The 21687-nt window shown below is 63.5% G+C and carries 18 protein-coding genes; 8 read left to right on the forward strand and 10 right to left on the reverse strand.

Annotation, left to right across the window (positions count from 1 at the left end; translation table 11 throughout):
- The first annotated feature begins 88 nt into the window (after nt 1-88).
- Nucleotides 89-289, forward strand: coding sequence for a cell division protein ZapB (locus ACW4DH_RS14615; protein ID WP_459637129.1), 201 nt, complete (start codon nt 89-91; stop codon nt 287-289).
- Here ACW4DH_RS14615 and rimI read toward each other — a convergent pair.
- From rimI to prfB, 7 genes are all read right to left on the reverse strand, one after another.
- Nucleotides 253-768, reverse strand: coding sequence for a ribosomal protein S18-alanine N-acetyltransferase (gene rimI / locus ACW4DH_RS14620; protein WP_459637130.1), 516 nt, complete (start codon nt 766-768; stop codon nt 253-255). The genes ACW4DH_RS14615 and rimI overlap by 37 nt on opposite strands.
- Nucleotides 758-1627 carry a hypothetical protein gene (locus ACW4DH_RS14625; protein ID WP_459637131.1) on the reverse strand — a complete coding sequence of 290 codons (870 nt, stop codon included), beginning with the start codon at nt 1625-1627 and terminating at the stop codon, nt 758-760. Before ACW4DH_RS14625 ends, rimI begins: the two co-directional genes overlap by 11 nt.
- Complete coding sequence (locus tag ACW4DH_RS14630) at nt 1628-1939, reverse strand: BolA family protein (protein ID WP_459637132.1); 312 nt, start codon at nt 1937-1939, stop codon at nt 1628-1630.
- Nucleotides 1940-2002: 63 nt separating this feature from the next.
- On the reverse strand, nt 2003-3412 hold the full coding sequence (locus tag ACW4DH_RS14635; RefSeq protein ID WP_459637133.1) for an MFS transporter: 1410 nt from the start codon (nt 3410-3412) through the stop codon (nt 2003-2005).
- Nucleotides 3413-3463: 51 nt separating this feature from the next.
- Nucleotides 3464-3850, reverse strand: coding sequence for a hypothetical protein (locus tag ACW4DH_RS14640; protein WP_459637134.1), 387 nt, complete (start codon nt 3848-3850; stop codon nt 3464-3466).
- A 195-nt stretch (nt 3851-4045) separates the two neighbouring features.
- On the reverse strand, nt 4046-5566 hold the full coding sequence (gene lysS, locus ACW4DH_RS14645; protein ID WP_459637135.1) for a lysine--tRNA ligase: 1521 nt from the start codon (nt 5564-5566) through the stop codon (nt 4046-4048).
- Between the two features lie 87 nt (nt 5567-5653).
- Nucleotides 5654-6752 (reverse strand): peptide chain release factor 2 gene (prfB, locus tag ACW4DH_RS14650; RefSeq protein WP_459637136.1). Its coding sequence is split into 2 segments (ribosomal slippage): nt 5654-6676 and nt 6678-6752, totalling 1098 coding nucleotides; the frame shifts between segments, so codons are not numbered across the junction.
- A 214-nt stretch (nt 6753-6966) separates the two neighbouring features.
- Here prfB and ACW4DH_RS14655 point away from each other — a divergent pair.
- The 6 genes from ACW4DH_RS14655 to ACW4DH_RS14680 all read left to right on the forward strand — a co-directional run bounded on the left by ACW4DH_RS14655 (nt 6967) and on the right by ACW4DH_RS14680 (nt 15519).
- Nucleotides 6967-8559 (forward strand): peptide ABC transporter substrate-binding protein, encoded by a 1593-nt coding sequence (locus ACW4DH_RS14655; RefSeq protein ID WP_459637137.1) that lies wholly within the window; start codon nt 6967-6969, stop codon nt 8557-8559.
- Between the two features lie 246 nt (nt 8560-8805).
- Nucleotides 8806-10395, forward strand: a complete 1590-nt coding sequence (locus tag ACW4DH_RS14660) for a peptide ABC transporter substrate-binding protein (RefSeq protein WP_459637138.1) — start codon at nt 8806-8808, stop codon at nt 10393-10395.
- 16 nt (nt 10396-10411) lie between these two features.
- Nucleotides 10412-11992: a peptide ABC transporter substrate-binding protein gene (locus ACW4DH_RS14665; RefSeq protein WP_459637139.1), complete on the forward strand. Its 1581-nt coding sequence runs from the start codon at nt 10412-10414 to the stop codon at nt 11990-11992.
- A 42-nt stretch (nt 11993-12034) separates the two neighbouring features.
- Nucleotides 12035-12961 carry an oligopeptide ABC transporter permease OppB gene (oppB, locus tag ACW4DH_RS14670; protein WP_459637140.1) on the forward strand — a complete coding sequence of 309 codons (927 nt, stop codon included), beginning with the start codon at nt 12035-12037 and terminating at the stop codon, nt 12959-12961.
- Between the two features lie 56 nt (nt 12962-13017).
- Nucleotides 13018-13911: an ABC transporter permease subunit gene (locus tag ACW4DH_RS14675; RefSeq protein ID WP_459637196.1), complete on the forward strand. Its 894-nt coding sequence runs from the start codon at nt 13018-13020 to the stop codon at nt 13909-13911.
- 9 nt (nt 13912-13920) lie between these two features.
- Entirely contained in the window at nt 13921-15519 is a 1599-nt protein-coding gene (locus tag ACW4DH_RS14680) for an ABC transporter ATP-binding protein (protein WP_459637141.1), read from the forward strand.
- A gap of 116 nt (nt 15520-15635) precedes the next feature.
- On the opposite strand, the gene gabT is transcribed toward ACW4DH_RS14680, so the two are convergent.
- Entirely contained in the window at nt 15636-16907 is a 1272-nt protein-coding gene (gene gabT, locus ACW4DH_RS14685) for a 4-aminobutyrate--2-oxoglutarate transaminase (protein ID WP_459637142.1), read from the reverse strand.
- Between the two features lie 26 nt (nt 16908-16933).
- Nucleotides 16934-18382, reverse strand: coding sequence for an NAD-dependent succinate-semialdehyde dehydrogenase (locus tag ACW4DH_RS14690; protein ID WP_459637143.1), 1449 nt, complete (start codon nt 18380-18382; stop codon nt 16934-16936).
- A gap of 375 nt (nt 18383-18757) precedes the next feature.
- Between ACW4DH_RS14690 and ACW4DH_RS14695 the strand changes: the two genes are divergently transcribed.
- Entirely contained in the window at nt 18758-20197 is a 1440-nt protein-coding gene (locus ACW4DH_RS14695) for an aminotransferase-like domain-containing protein (RefSeq protein WP_459637144.1), read from the forward strand.
- Nucleotides 20198-20301: 104 nt separating this feature from the next.
- Here the strand turns inward: ACW4DH_RS14695 and ACW4DH_RS14700 are convergent, their stop codons facing one another.
- Nucleotides 20302-21603 carry an OmpP1/FadL family transporter gene (locus ACW4DH_RS14700; protein ID WP_459637145.1) on the reverse strand — a complete coding sequence of 434 codons (1302 nt, stop codon included), beginning with the start codon at nt 21601-21603 and terminating at the stop codon, nt 20302-20304.
- Between the last annotated feature and the right edge of the window lie 84 nt (nt 21604-21687).

Consider the following 21687-nt stretch of genomic DNA (forward strand, 5'->3'; position numbering starts at 1 on the left):
AAAAATCTACCCGTATCGGCGTACGCCGCTTGCCGCCTCGAGAAGGGCTACGTACGCTGACCGCCATGCCTCACCACAGGAGAATGCAATGAGCATCGAGCTTTTCAATCAGTTGGAACAGAAAGTTCAAAACGCCGTCGACACCATCGAGATGCTGAAGATGGAGACCGAGGAGCTTCGTGAAGAGAATACCCGCCTCAAGCAGGAGCGCGATGACTGGGAACGCCGCCTGGGCGAGTTGCTAGGCAAGTTTCAGGGATTGGAAAGCGAAGACGGCGCGTCGTCCTGAAAGCGGCGGCATGCGCCCCTGTCGGCAAGTGCCCGCGACATCAGCACCGCATCTTCGCGAGTGCCATCGGCATTGACATAATAGTGACGCCGATGGCCATCGACGTCGAAGCCCGCCGCCTCGTAAAGCGTTAGCGCCGCGGTATTGTCGCGGCGCACCTCCAGCAACAAGCGCTCATTGCCACGGCTTATCGCCAGTTCGGCCAGCCGAGCCAGTAAATACCGCCCCACGCCTTGCCGGCGCGCAGCGGGCGACACGGTGATCGCCTGCAGCTCGGCCTCGAAGGGCAGCCAGTAGAATACCGCGAAGCCGACCAGCCGGGTTTCATCGCCGACTACCTCCCAGGCACCCCATACCTCGCTACGTTCATCGTCAAAAGCCGACTCGAGTTGGGCAACGCTCCAAGGATGTGCCTGCCCGCACTGCTCGAGGGCGACGACATCCGCCAAATGCTCGAACCCGAGGCGCTCAAGATGCATCGGTCGCGCCGTGGTCCGGCCCGACGTCGGCGCCTGTAGCGGTAGCAGTGTCGGCCCAGGCAGTCTGCCACGTGGACATTACCGGCCATAGACTGCGCTTGGCCTCGGCAGAGTTGGCCAATGTCGTCAGCGAGGGCGCCTGCCAGCAGGGCAGTGCCAGGGTACGACACTCGGCGTTTTCGACCTGCAACAGCGGCGTCAGCACATCGTCATGACCGAAGACCAGCAATCGCTCGGGCCGCCAGCCGCGCCGCGCCTGGCCCGCAATGAACGCGCGCACCCCGTCACGGGCCTCTTCGAGCGGCGCGGCCGTCGTCATCCCTTTCATCAAGGGCCAGCGGAACGTTTCGAAGGACGGTGCCTCCGCCACTACGATACCGGCCGCTCTCAGCAGATTGATCAACAACTGCTGCTCGGTCGCGCCGATTCCCTGCTCCTCGGATGCCAGCACCAGCCAACGCCCCTGCAGCGCCGCGACCTGCAGCGTGAAGCGCAGCGGCTCGGCCTGCACTTGCGAAGCGGGTTCCTGGCTGGCCGTCGGATGAGGTTCGGTGTGTTCTTGGCGGGGGGCGCCAGGTGCAGCCTTCGGCTGGGCATCCTCCTCCAGCAACGCGCGGGCCCGAGCCAGCGCTGGTCGGGGCGTAGCGGGCGGTTCGACAACCACAGCCGACGCCTCGGGCGCACTCGCGGTGTCGAGCAGGGCATGCAAGCGCGCGCCGCGCGGCTCGGTGGCCGGCGTGGCATCCTCCTGCCATTCGCACTGCGGAGTGAGTGCGGCATTGGGCAGACGATAGCGACTGCTCCAGGCGGCCAGCCCCATCGCCTCCAGATACTGCAGCCGCTGCGGTTCGGTGACCATCTAGCGGCTGCCGCCGCCCCGGCAGTTGGGAGAGGCGGGGCTCAGATTACCGCGTGCCTGCCACTCCTCGGGGGTATACAGATGCAGCGCCAGCGCGTGTACCGGCCCTGAAAGTTCGTCGGCCAGCACCGAGTAGATCTGCTGGTGACGCTTGACGGGCATCAGCCCCTTGAAGCCGGACGACACCAGAGTCACCTTGAAATGTGTCTCGGAATTGGCAGGAACATGATGCATGTGGCTCTCGTTCTCGACCGTCAGGTAGACCGGCTCGAGAATCTGCAGCTTGTCTTCGATACGTGCCTGGACGCTCATACGGGAAGCCTCCTCTGTCGGAAGCCGCCATTGTAACGTGTCGACGGCCCTTGAGCGATGCGCTTAGTGCTTCGCGGCCAACGGAATCCGCCGGACACTCAGCAACAATGCCGCGAGGACCGACGCGCACCCTAGCCATAAGGCCAAGGTCAGCGACCCGAAGGACAGCGCCATGACCAGCCCGACCAGCGCGGTCCCCAACGACTGACCAAAGGTCCGCACCGAGGCCAGGATGCCCGAGGCATTGGCACTCAGTTCGAGCGGCACGCTGCCGATCAGCTCGCGATTGTTAGGCGCCTGGAACAGGCCATAGCCCAGCCCGCACAGGGTCGCGCGCCAGACGATATCGAGCGCGGTCGCCTCGACGCTCATCATGGCAAACGCCAGCATACCGAGCAGAAAGACCCCCAACCCCAATGATGACAACAGCGTCGGGTTGAAGCGATCCGCCAGGCGCCCGGCCAGCGGCCCGGAAAACATCAACGCCAGCGGCCAGGGCGTGAACAGCCAAGCGGCCTGCAACGGCGAAAGATCCATCTGGGTCTGGTAAAGGAACGGCAGTCCGACGAAGGCCGCCCCCTGCGCCACGAACGCCAGCAGGGAGACGGCAGCGGCCAAGGCAAAGCGCGGCTCGGCAAACATGACCAGTGGCACCAGCGGCCTTGGCGCGCGGCGCTGGCGCCACACGAAGAGCCCTGCGCAAAGCAGGCTCGCCAACAGCAGCAGCGCCACAACCCCGCCATGTCCCCCGTGGCCGAAGCGGTCGATAGACAATACGAAACCGCCCAGCATGACCGCCGAGAGCAGCGCCCCGGGCCAATCGAACGCCCCCGGCTTTGCCGGCTCGCGCGGCAGGGCGCGCCAGGCGAGCCACAGCGCCAGTAGACCGATCGGCACATTGATCGCGAACAGCCACGGCCAGCTGGCGAGATACAGGATGCCGCCGCCCAGCGAAGGGCCGAAAGCGATCCCGAAGGCGACGACGAAGGCGCTCAGGCCGATGGCCGACCCCAGCAGGCGTGGTGGGAAGATGACTCGATACAGCGAGGGGCCGATGCTGAGCATCGCGGCGGCACCGACCCCCTGCAGGGCACGCGACACCAGCAATGCCTCCAGCGAGCGGGACAGTGCGCAGCTCAGCGACGCCAGCGTAAACACCATCAGCCCGCCGATATAAAGGCGGTAGCGCCCGATGAGGTGACTGAGTGCGGCAAAGGAGAGCAGCAAGGCGGCGCACACCAGCTGATAGACGTTGGTCACCCACACTGCACGCGACCCCGGGACGTCGAGCTGACGGGCCAGGGTTGGCAGGGCGATATTGACGATGCCGCTGTCGAGCACCGCCATCAGCGTGCCCATGATCAGCGTGAACACCGCAAGCCGACGCTGCGGACCCGGCAGACCGCTGTCTCCGGGGCGCGTCTCGAACAGCCGGCCTAACAGCACAACGACGACATGCCCGTCCTCGCGCATGCCGCGTTTGCCGAGGCACGCAAAGGATACGCTTCGCCGAGAGCAACCATATCAGTCCTCGTCGGCTTCAAGCAGCAGCGCGTCATCGACCTCGGCGATTTCCAGCGGCGCCTCGTCGTCGAGATCGATCGCCAGATAGCTATGCTCGACGTTGAGAAAGCGCTTGAACAACGCCCAGTCCAGCGTTGCCGGCCATTGGCGATCGTCTTCTTCCCAGGCGCGCAGCTCGCTTTCCAGAATATCGGCGAAGCGCTCGCGCACGAAGGCTTCCAGAGCCTCCGGCGTGTCCATCTCGGGAATCAGATAGACGGTATTTTCCCGGTCGACATCGGCGAGAGTCAGGTCGTCATCGCCCATCGTAGGTTCCAGTGAATTGATCCAGTCCACGAATACCTGGGTCGGCTTGACGCTCAGCGCGGAACGGTTGAGCAGTTTCATCGGACTCTCCTCGACGTCGAAACGGTGACCATTATGGTCGTTCGGAGCGCCTCTTACCAACTATTCCACTGCGAACGGAAAACCTCGCGCACCGAGGCGGGACAAGAAGACGCGGACAAGACAGTGCAGTGTACGCAGTGATACATGAGCATGGTCTGTCCGCTTTCGCCGCAGTATCGCCGAGCGTCGCAATCGTCAGTCGGCCTGAGGGCGCATCGCCGGGAATAGCAGCACATCGCGAATCGACGGACTATCGGTGAACAACATCACCAGCCGGTCGATGCCGATACCCTCGCCGGCGGTCGGCGGCAAGCCGTACTCCAGTGCGCGCACGTAGTCGGCATCAAAATACATCGCCTCGAGATCGCCGGCCTCCTTCTCGGCCACCTGGGCGGCGAAGCGCTCGGCCTGATCCTCGGCATCGTTCAACTCCGAGAAGCCATTGGCGATTTCGCGCCCGCCGACGAAGAACTCGAAGCGGTCGGTGACGAACGGGTCGGCGTCATTGCGCCGCGCCAGCGGGCTGACCTCGGCCGGGTATTCGATGATGAAGGTCGGCTGATCGAGCTTGGCTTCGGCGACCTCCTCGAAGATCTCGGTCTGCAGCTTGCCCAGCCCCCAGCCGGACTTGACCTGGATGCCCAGACGTTCGGCCGTGGCACGGGCCGCCTCCAGCGTGTCGATGTCGCCGTCGGTCAGATTGCCGCCGTGTTCGAGAATCGCCTGGCGCAGCGTTAGCCGCCGGAACGGCTGGCCCAGGTCGTACTCGGTGCCCTGATAGTTGAGAGTCGTGGTGCCCAGCACTTCCTGGGCGGCATTGCGGATCATCGCCTCGGTCAGGTCGAGCAGGTCCTTGTAGTCCGCGTACGCCCAGTAGAACTCGAGCATGGTGAACTCGGGGTTATGACGCGTCGACAGCCCCTCGTTGCGAAAGTTGCGGTTGATCTCGAAGACCCGCTCGAAGCCGCCCACCACCAGGCGCTTGAGATACAGCTCCGGGGCGATGCGCAGGTACATGTCGATGTCCAGCGCATTGTGGTGCGTGGTGAACGGCCGCGCCGTGGCGCCACCGGGAATCGGCTGCAGCATCGGCGTCTCGACTTCCATGAAGCCGCGGGCCTCGAAGAAGCGGCGAATCGAGGCGATCACCCCGGCACGCACTTCGAAGGCGCGGCGCGACTCGGGATTCATGATCAGGTCGACGTAGCGTTGACGATAACGCGCCTCGGTGTCGGTCAGGCCGTGGAACTTGTCGGGCAATGGGCGCAGGCTCTTGGTCAGCAACTGCGCCTCGTCCATCTTGACGTACAGATCCCCCTTGCCCGACTTGTGTACCGGTCCGCGCGCGGCGACGATGTCGCCGATATCCCAGCCCTTGATATCGTCGAGCACCGCCTCGGGCAGCCCCTTCTTGTCGACGTAGAGCTGGATCTGTCCGGAGACGTCCTGAATCACCAGGAACGGGCCACGCTTGCGCATCACGCGCCCCGCCACAGCGGCCTGACGCTGACGCCCTTCCAGCTCGGCCTTGTCGAGTTCGCCCAGTTCGGCCTGCAGCTCCGCCGCCAGACTGTCACGACGAAAGTCGTTGGGAAAGGCGCTTCCGCCCTGCTCTGCCGCCTGCTCGCGGCGCACGGCAAGCTTGGCCCGCCGCTCCGCGATCAGACGATTCTCGTCGTGGGCGTCGGGAGATTGTGGATGATCCTGGTTCGCCATTGCTCTGCCTATTAGAAGATGAAATTCGCTGTTTCGAATACCGCCCTTCCCGTGGAGAAGGGCCGTCGCGAGCGCAGCAGCGCCGGCTCAGAGTCCCTGCTTGAGACTCGCCTCGATGAACTGATCCAGGTCGCCGTCGAGCACCTTGTCGCAGTTGCTGGATTGCACGCCGGTACGCAGATCCTTGATGCGCTGATCGTCGAGAACGTAGGAGCGAATCTGGCTACCCCAACCGATATCGGACTTGCTGTCCTCGGCCTGCTGCTTGGCGGCGTTGCGCTTTTGCATTTCCAGCTCGTAGAGTTTGGCCTTGAGCTGCTTCATGGCGAAATCGCGGTTGGCATGCTGGCTACGCTGGGTCTGGCACGACACCACCACGCCGGTCGGTTCGTGGGTGATCCGCACCGCCGAATCGGTGGTGTTGACGTGCTGACCGCCGGCGCCGGACGAGCGATAGGTATCGGTGCGCAGGTCGGCGGGGTTGATGTCGACCTCGAAGCTGTCGTCGACTTCCGGCGACAGGAACACCGAGGCGAACGAGGTATGCCGGCGACCACCGGAGTCGAACGGACTCTTGCGGACCAGGCGGTGCACGCCGGTTTCGGTGCGCAGCCAGCCAAAGGCGTATTCGCCCTGGACATGAATGGTCGCCGACTTGATGCCTGCCACTTCCCCGGCGCTGACCTCGACGATTTCGGCTTTGAAGCCGTGATGCTCGGCCCAGCGCAGGTACATGCGCAGCAACATGTTGGCCCAGTCCTGGGCCTCGGTGCCGCCCGAGCCGGCCTGAACGTCGAGATAGGCATTGTTGGCGTCCATCTCGCCTGCGAACATGCGCCGGAATTCGAGCTTTTCGAGTGCGGCCTCGAGACGTCCGAGCTCCCTGTCGACCTCGGCGACAGTGCCCTCGTCGTCCTCCATCACCGCCAGCTCGAGCAGCTCGCTGCTGTCGGCCAGCCCTCGGTCGAGCTCGTCGATGGTTTCCACCACCAGCTCCAGCGCGGCGCGCTCCTTGCCCAGCTTCTGGGCATAGTCCGGATCGTTCCACACGTCCGGATTCTCGAGTTCGCGGGAGACTTCCTCTAGCCGATCCTTCTTCTCGGCATAGTCAAAGATACCCCCTCAGGATATCTGTCCGTTCGGACAGCTCCTTGATGAGATTGTTGATCGGGTTGATCTCTTGCATGGGAATCCTGTCGGCATTGCGCTTGGCGCACCGCCACGATGGGGCGGCGCGAAAAAAGGAGGCTCATTGTAGCTAAAGGCCATGATAGCGTCATCCTGAAGACAGCGGCGCGGCTTTCTCCGGCTCTGCCCGGCTTTACCCCGCCTTGCGATGCGCTATCATCGCAAACACGCCACTACAATAGCCGATTACGCTGCCATCGAAGGGATCTCTCATGTTCGCGCCTCCCCGTGTCGCCCAGGCCCTGGGCCTGACCGTTGCCCTGTTCTCGCTGCCCTTGTCCGCCGCCACCCTGGACATCGGCATTTCCGGCGATCCCGCCTCGCTCAGTCCGGCCAAGCTCACCGGCGGCGTCTGGGAGGAGGATGTGATGCGCGATATCTTCGAGGGGCCGATCGCCATCGACGCCGAGGGCCGGATCATTCCCGGCGCCGCCCGCGACTGGGAAGTGTCGGAGGACGGCCTCACCTACCGTTTCCATCTGCGCGATGGCCTTACCTGGTCCGACGGCACGCCGCTGACCGCCGACGACTTCGTCTTCGCCTACCGTCATCAGGTCGACCCGGCCACCGCCTCCAATTACGCCCACCGCCTCTACCCGGTCGTCAACGCCCAGGCGATCAATGCCGGTGACAAGCCTCTGGACAGCCTCGGCGTCGAATCCGTGGAGGGCGGCAAGACGCTGCAGGTCACCCTGACCGAGCCCACCGTCTACTTCCTCAAGACCCTGGTGCTGCCGTTTGCCTATCCCATCCCGCAACACGCCTACGAACAGTACGGCGAGGACTGGAGCCGCCCCGAGAACATCGTGGTCAATGGTGCCTTCAAGCCGGTGGAATGGGTCTCGCACTCGCAACTCAAGGCGGTCAAGAACGCGCGCTACCATGACGCCGCCGCCGTCTCGCTGGATAGCGTTACCTACCATCCCCTGGAGGACAAGAATGCCGGCATCCAGCGCTTTCGCGCCGGCGAACTCGACGTGCTGCGCGACTATCCGGCCGCGCAATATTCACGCCTGACCGATATCCTGCCCGACGCCACCCACCTGTTCCCCTCGCTGGGCACTTACTATTACGTCTTCAATACCCGCGAGGGCTCGCCGGTGGCCGACCCGCGCATCCGCGAGGCACTGAGCCTGGCCATTCGCCGCGATGTGATCGCCGATCAGCTGCTTCAGGGCGCCGTGGAGCCGGCGACCTCACTGGTGCCGCCGGGTACCAGCGACTATCAGGCGCAATCGCAGCCAGGGCTGGAGGCGCCGATGGAAGAGCGCCTGGCACGTGCCGAGACGCTGATGAAAGAGGCCGGCTACGGCCCCGAGCATCCGCTCGAACTCACCTTGCGCTTCAATAGCGGCGACGAGCATCGCCAGATCGCCGTGGCGGTAGCGGCGATGTGGAAGCCGCTGGGCGTCGATGTCGAGCTGCGCAACAGCGAGGCCAACATTCACTATGCCGACCTGATGGAGGGGGATTTCGAAGTCGCTCGTGCGGCCTGGATCTCCAGCTACGACGATGCGCAGAATTTCCTGCAGCTGCTCTCCGCCGAGACCAACAACTACGGCGCCTATCACAACGACGAATACGACGCCCTGCTCGCCGAGGCCGACAGCGAACAGGACCCCGCAGCGCGGCGCGAACTGATGCAACGCGCCGAGTCGCTGGGCCTGAGCGACTACCCACTGACGCCGATCTACACCTACAGCTCACGCAACCTGGTCGCGCCCGAGCTCACAGGCTGGCACGACAATGCCCTGGACATGCATCCCTCGCGCTGGATACGCCTGAGCGAAGACCGCGGACAATGACCGATCGATGAAACCAGGGCACGACTGGATAAAAGCCTCGATGTTAGTTTTTTAACAGCAAAAGCGCGGCCTGGCCCGCTTTTGCGCCATCTTCATGCATGAAATCGAACGCCCTATCGAGCATTTGCATTAGACACCGCTTCATGATCGCGGGAAGGTAAGGCATTCGAGGCACAATGTGCCTATTTTCACATTTCGTGAATGCATTCACACCGCGCCACAACAACAAGTCGGAACCTGTACCCTATGTCCAAGCCCTCCTCCTCCTACATGCTGAGCGTACTGGCCCTGTCCGGCGCGCTGTTCGCTTCGCCGGCCCTTGCCCAAACCCTGAACATAGGGGTCATGGGTGAGCTGGCCTCCTTCGACACCTCGCAAGTTTCCGGCGGGGTCTGGGAATCGCAGATTCTCATGGATGTCTACGAGGGCCTGCTCAAGGAGTCGCCCAGCGGCGAGCGCTTGCCCGGCATGGCCAGCGACTGGGAAATTTCCGAAGACGGCCTGACCTATACCTTTCATCTACGCGACGATGCCCAGTGGTCGGACGGCGAGCCGGTCACCGCCGAGGACTTCATATTCGGCTGGCAGCATTTGCTCGATCCCGCCAGCGCCTCGAAATATGCCTACCTGCTCTACCCGATCGCCAACGCCCAGGCCGTCAACACCGGCGAGGCCCCTCTCGACGCGCTGGGCGTCAAGTCGCTGGACGCCGGCAAGACCCTCGAGGTCACGCTCGCCGCTCCGACGCCCTATTTCCTGCAACTGCTGACCCACTACACCGCCTACCCGCTGCCCAAGCACGCCGTCGACGCGTTCGGCAAGCAGTGGATCAAGATGGACAACATCGTGACCAACGGCGCCTTCACGCCCGTCGAGTGGGTCTCGCAGTCGCGCATCAGCGTCGAGAAGAATCCCGAGTATTACGATGCCGACGAGGTGAGTCTCGACGGCGTCAACTACTACACCACCGAGGACCGCAACGCCGGTATCTCGCGCTTTCGCGCCGGCGAGCTCGACGTGCTGCGCGAATATCCCTCGAGCCGCTACCAGTGGTTGAAGGACAACCTGCCCGAGGCCACCCACCTGAGCCCGATGCTGGGGTCGTACTACTACGCGCTCAACAACCGCGACGGCCGGCCCACCGCCGACAAGCGTGTGCGCGAGGCGCTCAACCTGGCGGTGCGACGCAAGATTCTCTCCGAACAGATCATGGCGGGCAGCTTCGAGGATGCCGACGCCCTGGTACCGCCCGGCACCGCTCATTATGACGTCCAGCACATGCCGCTCGGCGATGCCGACTATTCGCAGCGCCTGGCGCGTGCCAAGCAGTTGCTGACCGATGCCGGCTATGATTCGGATAACCCGTTGCACCTGACGCTGCGCTACAACACCGCGGACGAGCACAAGAAGATCGCCATTGCGCTGGCGGCGATGTGGCGTCCGCTCGGTGTCGATATCGAGATGGTCAATTCCGAAGCCACCGTGCACTATCAGACTATCCAGGAAGGCAACTTCGATGTCGCCCGCGCCGGCTGGATCGCCGACTACAACGATGCCGAAAACTTCCTGACCCTGCTGCACAGCGGTGTGGGCAACAACTACGGCGCCTACTCCAGCCCCGAATACGATGCCCTGCTCGACGAGGCCGCCAATACGCTGGATCTCGATAAGCGCCAGCAACTGCTGCAGCAGGCCGAGAACGTGGCACTGAACGACTACGCGCTGGTGCCGCTGCTCTACTATGTGACGCGCAATCTGGTCAATCCCGAGCTCGAAGGCTGGGAAGACAACCCCGAGGATGACCATCCTTCGCGCTGGGTGACGTTCGCGCCATAAGCTGCCGGAATCCGCCATGCCCCACTACCGCCTGTTGCCGGCTGCACTCCTGTCCGCGATGCTGGCCGTGGCGCCGCTGGGTCACGCCGCCACGCTGCACATCGGCAACGGGGCCGAGCCCGGCACGCTGGACCCGCAGAAGACCAGCGGTGTCTGGGAGACGCGTATCGTCCAGTCGCTGTTCGAGCGGTTGGTCACCTACGCCGAGGACGGTACGCTGATGCCGGGGTTGGCGCAGTCGTGGCAGATCAGCGACGGCGGCAGGGTCTATACGTTCCATCTGCGCGATGCGCAGTGGTCCGATGGCCAGCCGATTACCGCTGGCGACGCCGTGTTCGCGCTGCGCCGGCTCCTCGACCCTGCGACCGCCAACCATAATGCCAACCTGTACTACGCCATCGAGAACGCAAGGGCAGTGAATATCGGTCAGGCCGACCCGCAGACGCTGGGTGTCTCGGCACCCGATGCGCATACCCTGGTCATCGAGCTCAGCCAACCCACCGCCTATTTCCTCCAGGCGCTGGCGATGAGCGAGGCTGCGCCGCTGCCCGAACACATCATCGCCTCTGCGAACGATGCCTGGATTGTTCCGGGCAAGATGGTGTCCAGCGGCGCCTTCACGCTGCGTGAATGGCGTCCGCAGGCGCGTATCGAAGTCGTCAAGAACCCGCGCTTCTACGCCGCCGGTAGCGTCGCCCTCGATGGCGCCGTGTTCTATCCCGTCGACGACCCCGGTGCGGCGCTCAACCGCTTTCGCACCGGTACCCTGGATATTGCCTATTCCGGCGTCCCGGCCTCGCGCTTCGCGTGGGTCTCGGCAAACCTGCCCGAGGCTCTGCGTGTCGCGCCGCTGGTCGCCGAATACTTTTATATGTTCAACCTCCGCGACGGCCAGCCGCTGGCCGACCCGCGCATACGTGAGGCGCTGAATCTCGCCGTGCGCCGCGAGGTGATCACGGAACAGCTGCTCGGCATGGGCCAGCGCGCCTCCTACGGGTACGTGTCGCGCGCCACCGCCGGTGACACCGCAGGCCAAATGGCCTTTGCCGACATGCCCCTGGACCAGCGTCTGGCACGAGCCAAGCAACTGATGCAATCGGCCGGCTACGGGCCCGAGCATCCGCTCGCGCTCGAGCTGCGCTACAACACGCTGGAGGATCACAAGAAGATTGCCGTGGCGGTGGCGGCGATGTGGAAACCGCTGGGTGTCGAGGTCGACCTGGTCAATGCCGAGGCCGCCGTGCACTACGCGACGGTCAATCAGGGGCAGTTCCAGATCGCCCGCTACGGCATGGTCGCCACCGTCAACGACCCCTACGACTTTCTCAACGCCTATGCCGAAGGCGGCTCGGCACAGCGCAGCAGCGGCTACCGCAACGCCGAGTACGATGCGCTGGTCGAACAGAGCACGCACGAACTCGACCCCGAGCGTCGCGCGGCGCTGCTGAGCCGCGCCGAACAGTTACTGCTCGATGACTATGCATTGCTGCCGCTGTACGACTACGTCAGCGCCCATCTGGTCTCGCCCAAGGTGCAAGGTTGGCAGACCACGCCGATGGACGTGCATCCCCTTCGCTATATCCGCCTCGAGGAATAAGACGTTGCCTTATTGCATCCTAACGCTGCGGAGCGTCCCCGTATGCTGAGCTACACACTCAAGCGCCTGCTGCAGGCCATTCCCACGCTGCTGATCGTGATCACCCTCTCGTTCTTTTTGATGCGCGTCGCGCCGGGCGGACCGTTCGACGGCGAACGCCAGTTGCCGCCGGAAATCGAGGCCAACCTCAATGCGGCCTATCATCTCGACGAACCGCTGCCCATGCAGTATCTGCGCTACATGAACAACCTGCTTCACGGCGATTTCGGTCCGTCGTTCAAGTACAAGGACTTCTCGGTCACCGAACTGATCCTGCAGGGCTTCCCGGTGAGTTTGGAGATCGGCGGCCTGGCGATTCTGCTCGCCCTGCTGCTCGGCCTGCCGTTGGGCGTGATCGCCGCGCTCAAGCGCAATTCGGCGCTCGATTATGCGGTGATGAGTGTGGCATTGGCGGGCATCGCGGTGCCCAACTTCGTCATCGCGCCGATCCTGGCGCTGGTGTTCGGCGTGCTGCTGGCCTGGCTGCCGGCCGGTGGCTGGAACGGCGGCGCACTGCCCAACCTGGTGCTGCCGGTGATCGCGCTGTCGATCCAGCAGATCGCCTATATCGCCCGCATGATGCGCGCCAGCATGATCGAGGTGCTGGGCAGCCACTACATCCGCACCGCCCGCGCCAAGGGCCTGTCGGAAGGCGAGGTGATTCTGCGTCACGCCCTGCGCCCGGCACTGCTGCCGGTGACCTCCTACCTGGGGCCAGCGATCGCCGGAATCATCACCGGCTCGGTGGTGATCGAGCAGATCTTCGGTATTCCCGGCATCGGCCGCTATTTCGTGCAGGGGGCCCTGAACCGCGACTACACCCTGGTGATGGGCACGGTGGTGTTCTATGGCGCGCTCATCGTGCTGATGAACCTGCTCGTCGACCTGATCTATTCCGCGCTCGACCCGCAAATCCGTTATGACGACTGACCGGCGAGGCTTTTATTCTCATGACCATTGATACCACGCCTTACAGCGGCCACAACATGCCGGCCGGCGGACCCAACCCGCCGGCCAGCCCCGACCCCATCGCCGGCGAAAGCCTGAGCCGCGATGCCTGGCGGCGTCTCAAGCAGAACAAGGCGGCGATGGTCAGCCTGGTGCTGCTGATCGTTATCGCCGCGGTTTGCGTGCTGGGCCCCTACGTCATGCCGTGGGGGCTGGCCGAGGTCGACTGGAACGCTTTCAGCGCCGCGCCGGGCATCGAAAACGGCCACCTCCTGGGCACCGATGCCAACGGCCGCGACCTGCTCACGCGCACGCTCTACGGCGGCCGGGTGTCGCTGTCGGTGGCGCTGGTCGCCACCTTCGTCAGCCTGGTGATCGGCGTGCTCTACGGCGCCATTTCAGGCTACCTGGGGGGACGCGTCGACAATGCCATGATGCGCTTCGTCGATATCATGTACTCGTTGCCGTTCATGTTTTTGGTGATCCTGCTGATGGTGGTGTTCGGGCGGAATATCTTTCTGATTTACGCCGCGATCGGCGCAGTGGAGTGGCTCGACATGGCGCGTATCGTGCGCGGCCAGACATTGGCGCTCAAGCAGCGCGAGTTCATCGAGGCGGCACATGCGTTGGGCGTCAAGGATCGCGCCATCATCACCCGCCACCTGATTCCCAACGCCATCGGTCCGGTGATCATCTACGTCACCCTCACCGTGCCCAAGGTCATTCTGCTCGAGAGCTTCCTGTCGTTTCTGGGCCTCGGCGTGCAGGAACCGCTGACCAGTTGGGGCGTGCTGATCTCGGAAGGCAAGGACATGATGGAAACCGCGCCGTGGATGCTGCTGGTCCCCTCGACGTTTCTCGCCGTGACGCTGTTCTGCCTCAACTTCCTGGGCGACGGGCTGCGCGACGCCCTGGATCCCAAGACCCGTTAGGAAAACACCATGTCCGACACGCTACTCGAAATCGACAACCTGACGGTCAACTTCCACCTGCCCGCCGGCCGGGTTTCCGCGGTCAAGGGCGTAAGCTTCGATGTTCGCGCTGGCGAGACGCTGGCACTGGTCGGCGAATCGGGTTCCGGCAAATCGGTCTCCTCGACCGCGGCCATGCGCCTGCTGCCGGAACTGGCCACCACGTCGGGAGCGATCCGCTTCAAGGGCGAGGATCTGCTGGCGGTCACTCCGCAGCGCATGCGCCACATTCGCGGCAACGCCATCTCGATGATCTTTCAGGAGCCGATGACGTCGCTCAACCCGCTGCACCGCATCGGCCGCCAGATCGCCGAAGTCCTGGGCAAGCACAAGGCGCTCAAGGGCCGCGCGGCACGCACCAGGGTCATCGAATTGCTCGAGCAGGTGGGGATTCCCGAGCCGGCGCGGCGTATCGACAGCTACCCCTACGAGCTCTCCGGCGGCCAGCGCCAGCGGGTAATGATCGCCATGGCGCTGGCCTGCGAGCCGGAGCTGCTGATCGCCGACGAGCCGACCACCGCGCTCGACGTTACCGTCCAGGCGCAGATCCTGCGCCTGCTCAAGGACCTGCAGGCGCGCTACGGCATGGCGATCCTGTTTATCACCCATGACCTGGGAATCGTGCGCCACTTCGCCGATCGGGTCTGTGTGATGCGCCGCGGCGAACTGGTCGAGAGCGGCGCCACTGCCGAACTCTTTGCCAATCCCCGTCACGCTTACACGCGCATGCTGATCGACGCCGATCCGCACGGCAGCAAGGCACCGGTCGACCTTGGGGCACCGGTACTGCTCGAGGCAACAGACGTACGTGTGCGCTTTCCGCTCAAGAAGCGGCTGTTTCGGGATAGCGAATATTTCGAGGCGGTGCGCGGCATCGACTTGACCATCCGTCGCGGCCAGACGGTAGGTATCGTCGGTGAATCCGGCTCGGGCAAGTCGACGCTGGGACGGGCGTTGTTGCGCCTGCTCAAGAGCAGCGGCAACATCCGTTTCGAGGACGTCGACCTGACGGCACTCGACAAGGCCGGCATGCGGCCGCTGCGCTCGCGAATGCAGGTGGTGTTTCAGGATCCGTACGGCTCGCTGTCGCCGCGCATGACCGTCGGCGAAGTGATCAGCGAGGGGCTACGCGTCCATCATCCGGAGCTCAATCGCCGCCAGCGCGAGGCGCAAGTGATTGCCGCACTCGAGGAGGTGTCACTCGACCCGGCAATGCGCAACCGTTATCCGCACGAGTTCTCCGGCGGCCAGCGCCAGCGTATCGCGATCGCCCGCGCACTGGTCCTCAAGCCGGAATTCCTGCTGCTCGACGAGCCCACCTCGGCACTCGATCGCTCGGTACAGGTCACGGTCATCGATCTGCTACGTGAGCTGCAACGCAAGCACGACCTGACCTACCTGTTCATCAGCCACGACCTGTCGGTGGTTCGCGCGCTCGCCGACACCGTGCTGGTAATGAAGGAGGGCCGGGTCGTCGAACAGGGAACGACCGAAGAGATCTTCGCCAACCCGCACGAGCGCTACACCCAGGAACTGATGCGCGCCGCCTTCGTTAACGACGTCGCTTGAGCAATGCCGCTGCAAGCAGCCCCCCAAAAAACACTCCGAAAATTGGCGTGGCTGGCCACTTCCGGAGTGCGGGTCAAGTGCCGCTCATAGCGGAGGCTTTTTTCGGCGGTCTGCTTTCAGCCCACCAGTTCCTTGAGCATCGTCTCGATCAGATCAAGGCCTTCATTCAGCACGTCATCGCCGATGGTCACCGGCATCAGAAAGCGGATCGTGTTGCCGTAGAGTCCACAGGAGAGCAGGATCAGCCCGCGCTCACGCGCCGTACTGCATAGCTTGCCGGCCAACCCGGCGTTCGGCTCGCCCTGGGCATCGACCAGATCGAAGGCGGCCATGGCCCCCAGATGACGGGCGTTACGCACGCAGGAAAACGACTGCTGCCACTGCTCGAAACGAGTGGCAAGCTTCTCGCCCAGCGCCTGGCTCTTGCCGAGGATGTCGTCTTCCTCGAACACTTCCAGTACCGCCAGAACGGCCGCACAGGAGACCGGGCTGCCGGTGTAGGTGCCCCCCAGAGAATTGGGACCCGAGGCGTCCATGAGGTGATCGGTGCCGACAACCGCCGAAATCGGCATGCCATCGCCCATGCTCTTGGCCATGGTCATGATGTCCGGCTCGACGCCGGTGTGCTCGATGGCAAACATCCTGCCGGTACGGCCAAAGCCGGATTGCACTTCATCGACGATCAGCAAAATGCCGTGCTCGTCACAGATCCCGCGCAGCGCCTTCATGAAGCTCGGCGAGGCGGCGTGGAAACCACCCTCGCCCAGCACCGGTTCGATCACGATCGCGGCGGTATCCTTCGGATTGGCATCGGTCTTGAAGGTCATCTTCAACCCGCGCAGCGCATCCTCTTCGCTGACGCCGATCGATTCGACCGGATAGGGCGCGCGGTAGACCTGCCCCGGCATGGGGCCGAAATCGTTGCGGTAGGGGGCGACCTTGCCGTTCATCGCCATGGTCATGAAGGTACGTCCGTGATAGCCGCCGGTAAAGCAGATGACGTTGGAGCGCCCGGTCGCGGCACGCGCCACCTTGACCGCGTTCTCCAGGGCTTCAGCACCGGAGTTGGCCAGCATCACCTTGGCATGCCCACGCACCGGCGTGATCTGACTGAGCTTCTCGGCCACCCTCACGTAGCCCTCATAGGGCATGACGGTCTGGCAGGTATGCATCACCTTGTCGAGCTGGGCCTTGACCGCCTCGACCACCTTCGGATGGCGGTGACCGATATTGAGCACACCGATGCCGCCGGCGAAATCGATAAAGCGCTTGCCATCGGCGTCCCACAATTCGGCGTTCTCGGCGCGGTCGGCAAAATGCCCATCGGGGCTTGCCGCACCGTTGGCGACATAGCGTTTTTTCAGATCGTTCAGCTCGTTGTTGTTCATGCGTAATCTCCCTTGATGTACAGCGATCACAGCCCGCCGAGGCAGACATACTTGAGTTCGGTAAACTCCTCGAGACCGTGGTGCGAGCCTTCCCGGCCCAGCCCCGACTCCTTGATACCGCCAAAGGGCGCCAGTTCGGTCGACAACAGCCCTTCGTTGATCGCGACCATGCCGTACTCTAGCGCTTCCATGACGTGCCAGATACGCTTGTAGTCGCGGGCATAGAAATAGGCCGCCAACCCGAAGGGCGTATCGTTGGCCATCGCGATGGCCTGTTCATCCCGCTCGAAACGAAACACTGCCGCCAGGGGGCCGAAGGTCTCCTCATGGGCCACCGCCATCTCCGGCGTCACATCGGCCAGTACCGTCGGTGCGTAAAAGCTGTGCCCCAGCGCATGAGGCTTGCCGCCCTCGACCAGCCGGGCGCCCTTGCCCAGCGCGTCACTGACGTGAGCGCTGACCTTGTCGACCGCCGCCTGGTTGATCAGCGGCCCGACAAGGGTCCCGCTCTCGAGACCGTTACCCACCTTCATCTCGCGGACCCGCGCGGCGAGCTTCTCGACGAAGGCGTCATACACACCGGACTGCACCAGAAAACGGTTAGTGCACACGCAGGTCTGCCCGGCATTGCGATATTTCGACGCAATGGCACCCTCGACGGCCGCATCGATATCGGCATCGTCAAAGACGATAAAGGGCGCGTTGCCGCCCAGCTCCATGGCGGTCTTCTTGACCGTGGAGGCGCACTGCGCCAGCAGCTTCTTGCCCACCGGGGTCGAGCCGGTGAAGGAGACCTTGCGCACGCGCGGATCGGTGGTCAGCACCTCGCCCACGGCGACCGGGCTTGACGCCGTGACCACGTTGATCACACCGGACGGAATGCCGGCCTCCAGCGCCAGTGCGGCCAGCGCCAGCGCGGTGAGCGGGGTCGCCTCGGCGGGCTTGATCACCACCGTGCAGCCGGCGGCCAGTGCCGGCGCACACTTGCGCGTGATCATCGCCAGCGGGAAGTTCCACGGCGTGATCGCTGCGACCACGCCGATGGGCTCACGAACCACCAGAATGCGCTTATCGGCACCATGACTCGGCAGTGTTTCACCGGCAATCCGCTTGGCCTCTTCAGCGTAGAACTCGATAAACGAGGCGCCATAGCCGACCTCACCGCGCGCCTCCGCCAGTGGCTTGCCCTGCTCACATGTCATCAGCCGCGCCAGTTTCTCGGTATTGTCGGTCACCAGATCAAACCAGCGACGCAGCAGGCGCGAGCGCTCCTTGGCCGGTGTCTTGCGCCATGCGCCGAGAGCTGATTCAGCCGCGGCTACCGCCTCACGCGTCTCATCGGCGCCCAGATCGGCCACTTCCGCCACCCGCTCACCGGTGGCCGGATTGTTCACCGCAAAATGTCGTGCGCCTTCGATCCAGCGCCCACCAATCAGAGCAGCGGCGCGCTGATTGGTGAATTCAATATCCTGCATATCGGTCAACCTCGTTTGTATCGGATGTCAGCGCTGACGGACTGCCGGGGAGATAGGAGATAGAGGCATACCATGGCCAGCGATAGCAGTACCGCCAGAGCCTCCACCAGCCAGCACGTCGGCCCGTGCCAGTACGCGTACCAGTTCACGTGGCTTGGTTGAGCTCTGCATAGGGTTTATCCGTCATTGTTGTGGTCTGTCAGGGCTGGGAGGTGTCATGGCACGTCAGCGGCGTGTTGTGTATCCCCGTCCACACGCTACCACTCCCCTACGGCCGGGCACATGAACCACTTGTGAGTTCAAGTGGACCACTTGCCGCCGTAAAGCTCATAATGACGCTCCTGTGCTCTGCTTTTCTCACGCCCGGATGATGCCATGCTGCGATCTGCCGAAGAGGCTCTGACGGATATTGAAGCCGCCTGGCAGTGCCAGCCCGACCGGCTAGGCAAGCGGGCACGTCTGGAGCAAGCGTTGATGACGCTGATCGAGAGCCAGTGGACCGATGGCCAGCGCCTGCCGGCGCATCGCCATATCTGCATACGGTTGGGGCTTGCGCGCAACACGCTGGCCGGCGTCATGGAAAATCTGCAGCGCCAAGGCCTGCTGGTCACCCAGCACGGCCGCGGCAGTTGGAGCCATCGCCCCGTCAGCCCCGATAGCGCCCTTGACGCCCCCGCCGTGGCCCTGTCACAGCGGGCACAGTGCATTCTGGAAGGCGCGGCTGCCAGCGCCATACAAAGCGGCGCCTTTGTGCCCGGCATCCCTGATATTGCCCGCTTTCCCATGCGCCGCTGGCGTGAGCTCTACTCCACCCTGACCGTGCCCCACAACGCGCTGCTGCTCTCCTACTCCAGCGGCGGCTACGGCCCGCTCAAGCGCGCCATTGCCGAATTTATCAAGCGCTGGCGAGGCATCGAATGCGCACTGGAACAGATCGTCATCACCGACGGCACCCACCATGGTCTGGAGCTGTGTGCGCTGGCGCTGGCCGATCACGGCGATCGAGCGGTGATGGACTCCCCCTGCTACTGGGGCGCGCGCAATGTCTTTCGCGCCGCAGGTCTTGCCATCGAACAGTGCCACTGGCAGCCCGGCCGGGGCTATCGTCATGTCCCCACTCGGCAGAGAGCACCACGCTTTCTCTACCTGACCGGCGCACGCCACTATCCCTTGAGCGTGCCCATGCCGGTGGCTGACAAGCGCGAGCTGGTGAAAAGGCTCGTCCCCGAGGTGATCATCGAGGATGACTACGAGTTCTTCGACGCCCGCCATCGCGACCTGCTGTTTGATCCCGGTGCCGGTCACCACATTCTGGCCGGCTCGTTTTCCAAGCTGATGTTCCCGGGCTTGCGACTGGGATATCTGGTCGTCCCCCGGGCGCTCAGCGGTGTCATCAATAGGGTGCGCAGCGAGGTCTTTCGCGAAGGCAGGATGCTGGATCAAGCGGTGCTGGCGCAGTTCATGGCCGATGGCGATCTGGACCGCTGGTGTCGGCGCATCAATCGTGACTATCTGCTGCGCCAACAGGCCCTGCACGCGATGCTGACGGATCTGCCAGGCGTTATCGACGTGTCCCCCCCGGCGGGCACCATCAGTTTGTGCGTCACCCTCACGCCCGGTATCGATGACGTTCGGCTCACGCGCTACCTGCTCCATCACTGCCGGCTGGTGGTTAAACCCCTCAGTCCAGTATGCGCCGAGGATGACCCGCGTCGCGGGCTGGTGCTGGGCATCGGCATGGTCGAGGGCGAAACGCTGATGCGCCTGGGACGCCGGCTGGCCGACGGTATTCGGGCCTTCATGAGCGCACGTTGAGGTTATCGATGCCGCTTGAGCAATGTCTCGAAAGGCAGATACCCACACCTAAAAAGAAAGCCCGGCGCTAGGCCGGGCTTTGGGGGTAGAAGTGTGCAGCAAGGTTAGAAGCGGTAGGTCAACTGCGCGCCGAAGCCGTGCGCGGAATTCTCGTAGTCGGCCTGATAGCGGCTGCCACTGTCGCTTACCTGTTCCACCGAGGCGGTGTCTTCCCAAAGATAGGTGTAAGCCAGATCGATGGTCATGTCCGGCATGGGGGTCCAGCCGGCGCCGAAGGACACTGCGGTACGATCGGTCGAGGGTACCCGCACGGTGCGCGCGTGGTCAGGAATCGGCGACTCGTCAACGGCCAGACCGCTACGCAGCACCCATTGCGGATTGAGTTGATACGCAGCGCCCACCGCAAACTGCCAGGCATTTTCGTAACTCTGCGCCTCCTCGATGGGCATCACCTCGTTTTCGACGACCAGCTTGTCGAAACGGCTCCAACGCACGAAGGCCGCCCCGGCCATGACCGTCCAGCGGTCGTCCAGCTGATGGGTGATCGAGAGATCGACGGTTTCCGGCAGCGTCAGGTCCAGTGAGCCAGACGTGCTGATCGACGCGGCGGGCATACCATAAACGCTGTTGAAATCGGCATCACCTTCCAGCTCGTAATCGACCTTGGAGCGATAGGTCAAACCCAACGTGGTTGACGGTACGGGCCGATAGATCAGGCCGACGTTGTAGCCCCATGCCTCGTCGTCGCCATCGATCTTGACGCTACCATCGCCGGCAGATGTCGGGTTCAACGGGTTAGGCGTACGTGAATCGAGCTGCCCCTCCATCATGTTGTAGGTAACCCCCACCCCTACCGCGAACTGATCATTGAAACGATAAGAAAGCGTCGGCTGGGCAGTGATGACGGCAATCTCGGTATTGCTACCCATGTAGCGACCCTGGAAATCGCTTTCGTAGTCGGTAATCTGCCCGAACGGGGCATACACACCAAAACCGAACGTCATACGCTCATTGATGGGGTGTACGTAATAGCCAAACGGCACGGCCGTACCGGGTACCATATCGCCATCATTGGAACCTTGAGTCTGCACGAGGCCGACCGTTGGGCCGCTCGCCCCCATTCCCGTCACTGCCGGCTGAGCCCCCGAAGCATTCTTGATATCGGTGTTGACGTCGAGATACGTCGCCCCCGCGCTCAGCTGCGCGCGGTCGAGAAACGACATACCCGCCGGATTGCCGAAGACGATGGTGGCATCGGTGACGTTGGAGGTACGCCCGGCAAAGGCCGACCCCTGCCCGCTGACGCTCTGCTCGTTGAGCTGGAAGGCGCCGGCCAGCGCCTGTCCCGTAAACCCGCTGCTGGCCAGTGCAATCGCCAGGGTAAGCTTGTTGATTTTATTATTCATAACAGTAATGTCCCCTCATCCAGGATAAATGGGCTGGAAGTGTTCTACTCGCTTGCCCGACCCGAGCAAGAGCCTGTTTCCGTT

Source organism: Halomonas sp. WWR20 (assembly GCF_054602495.1).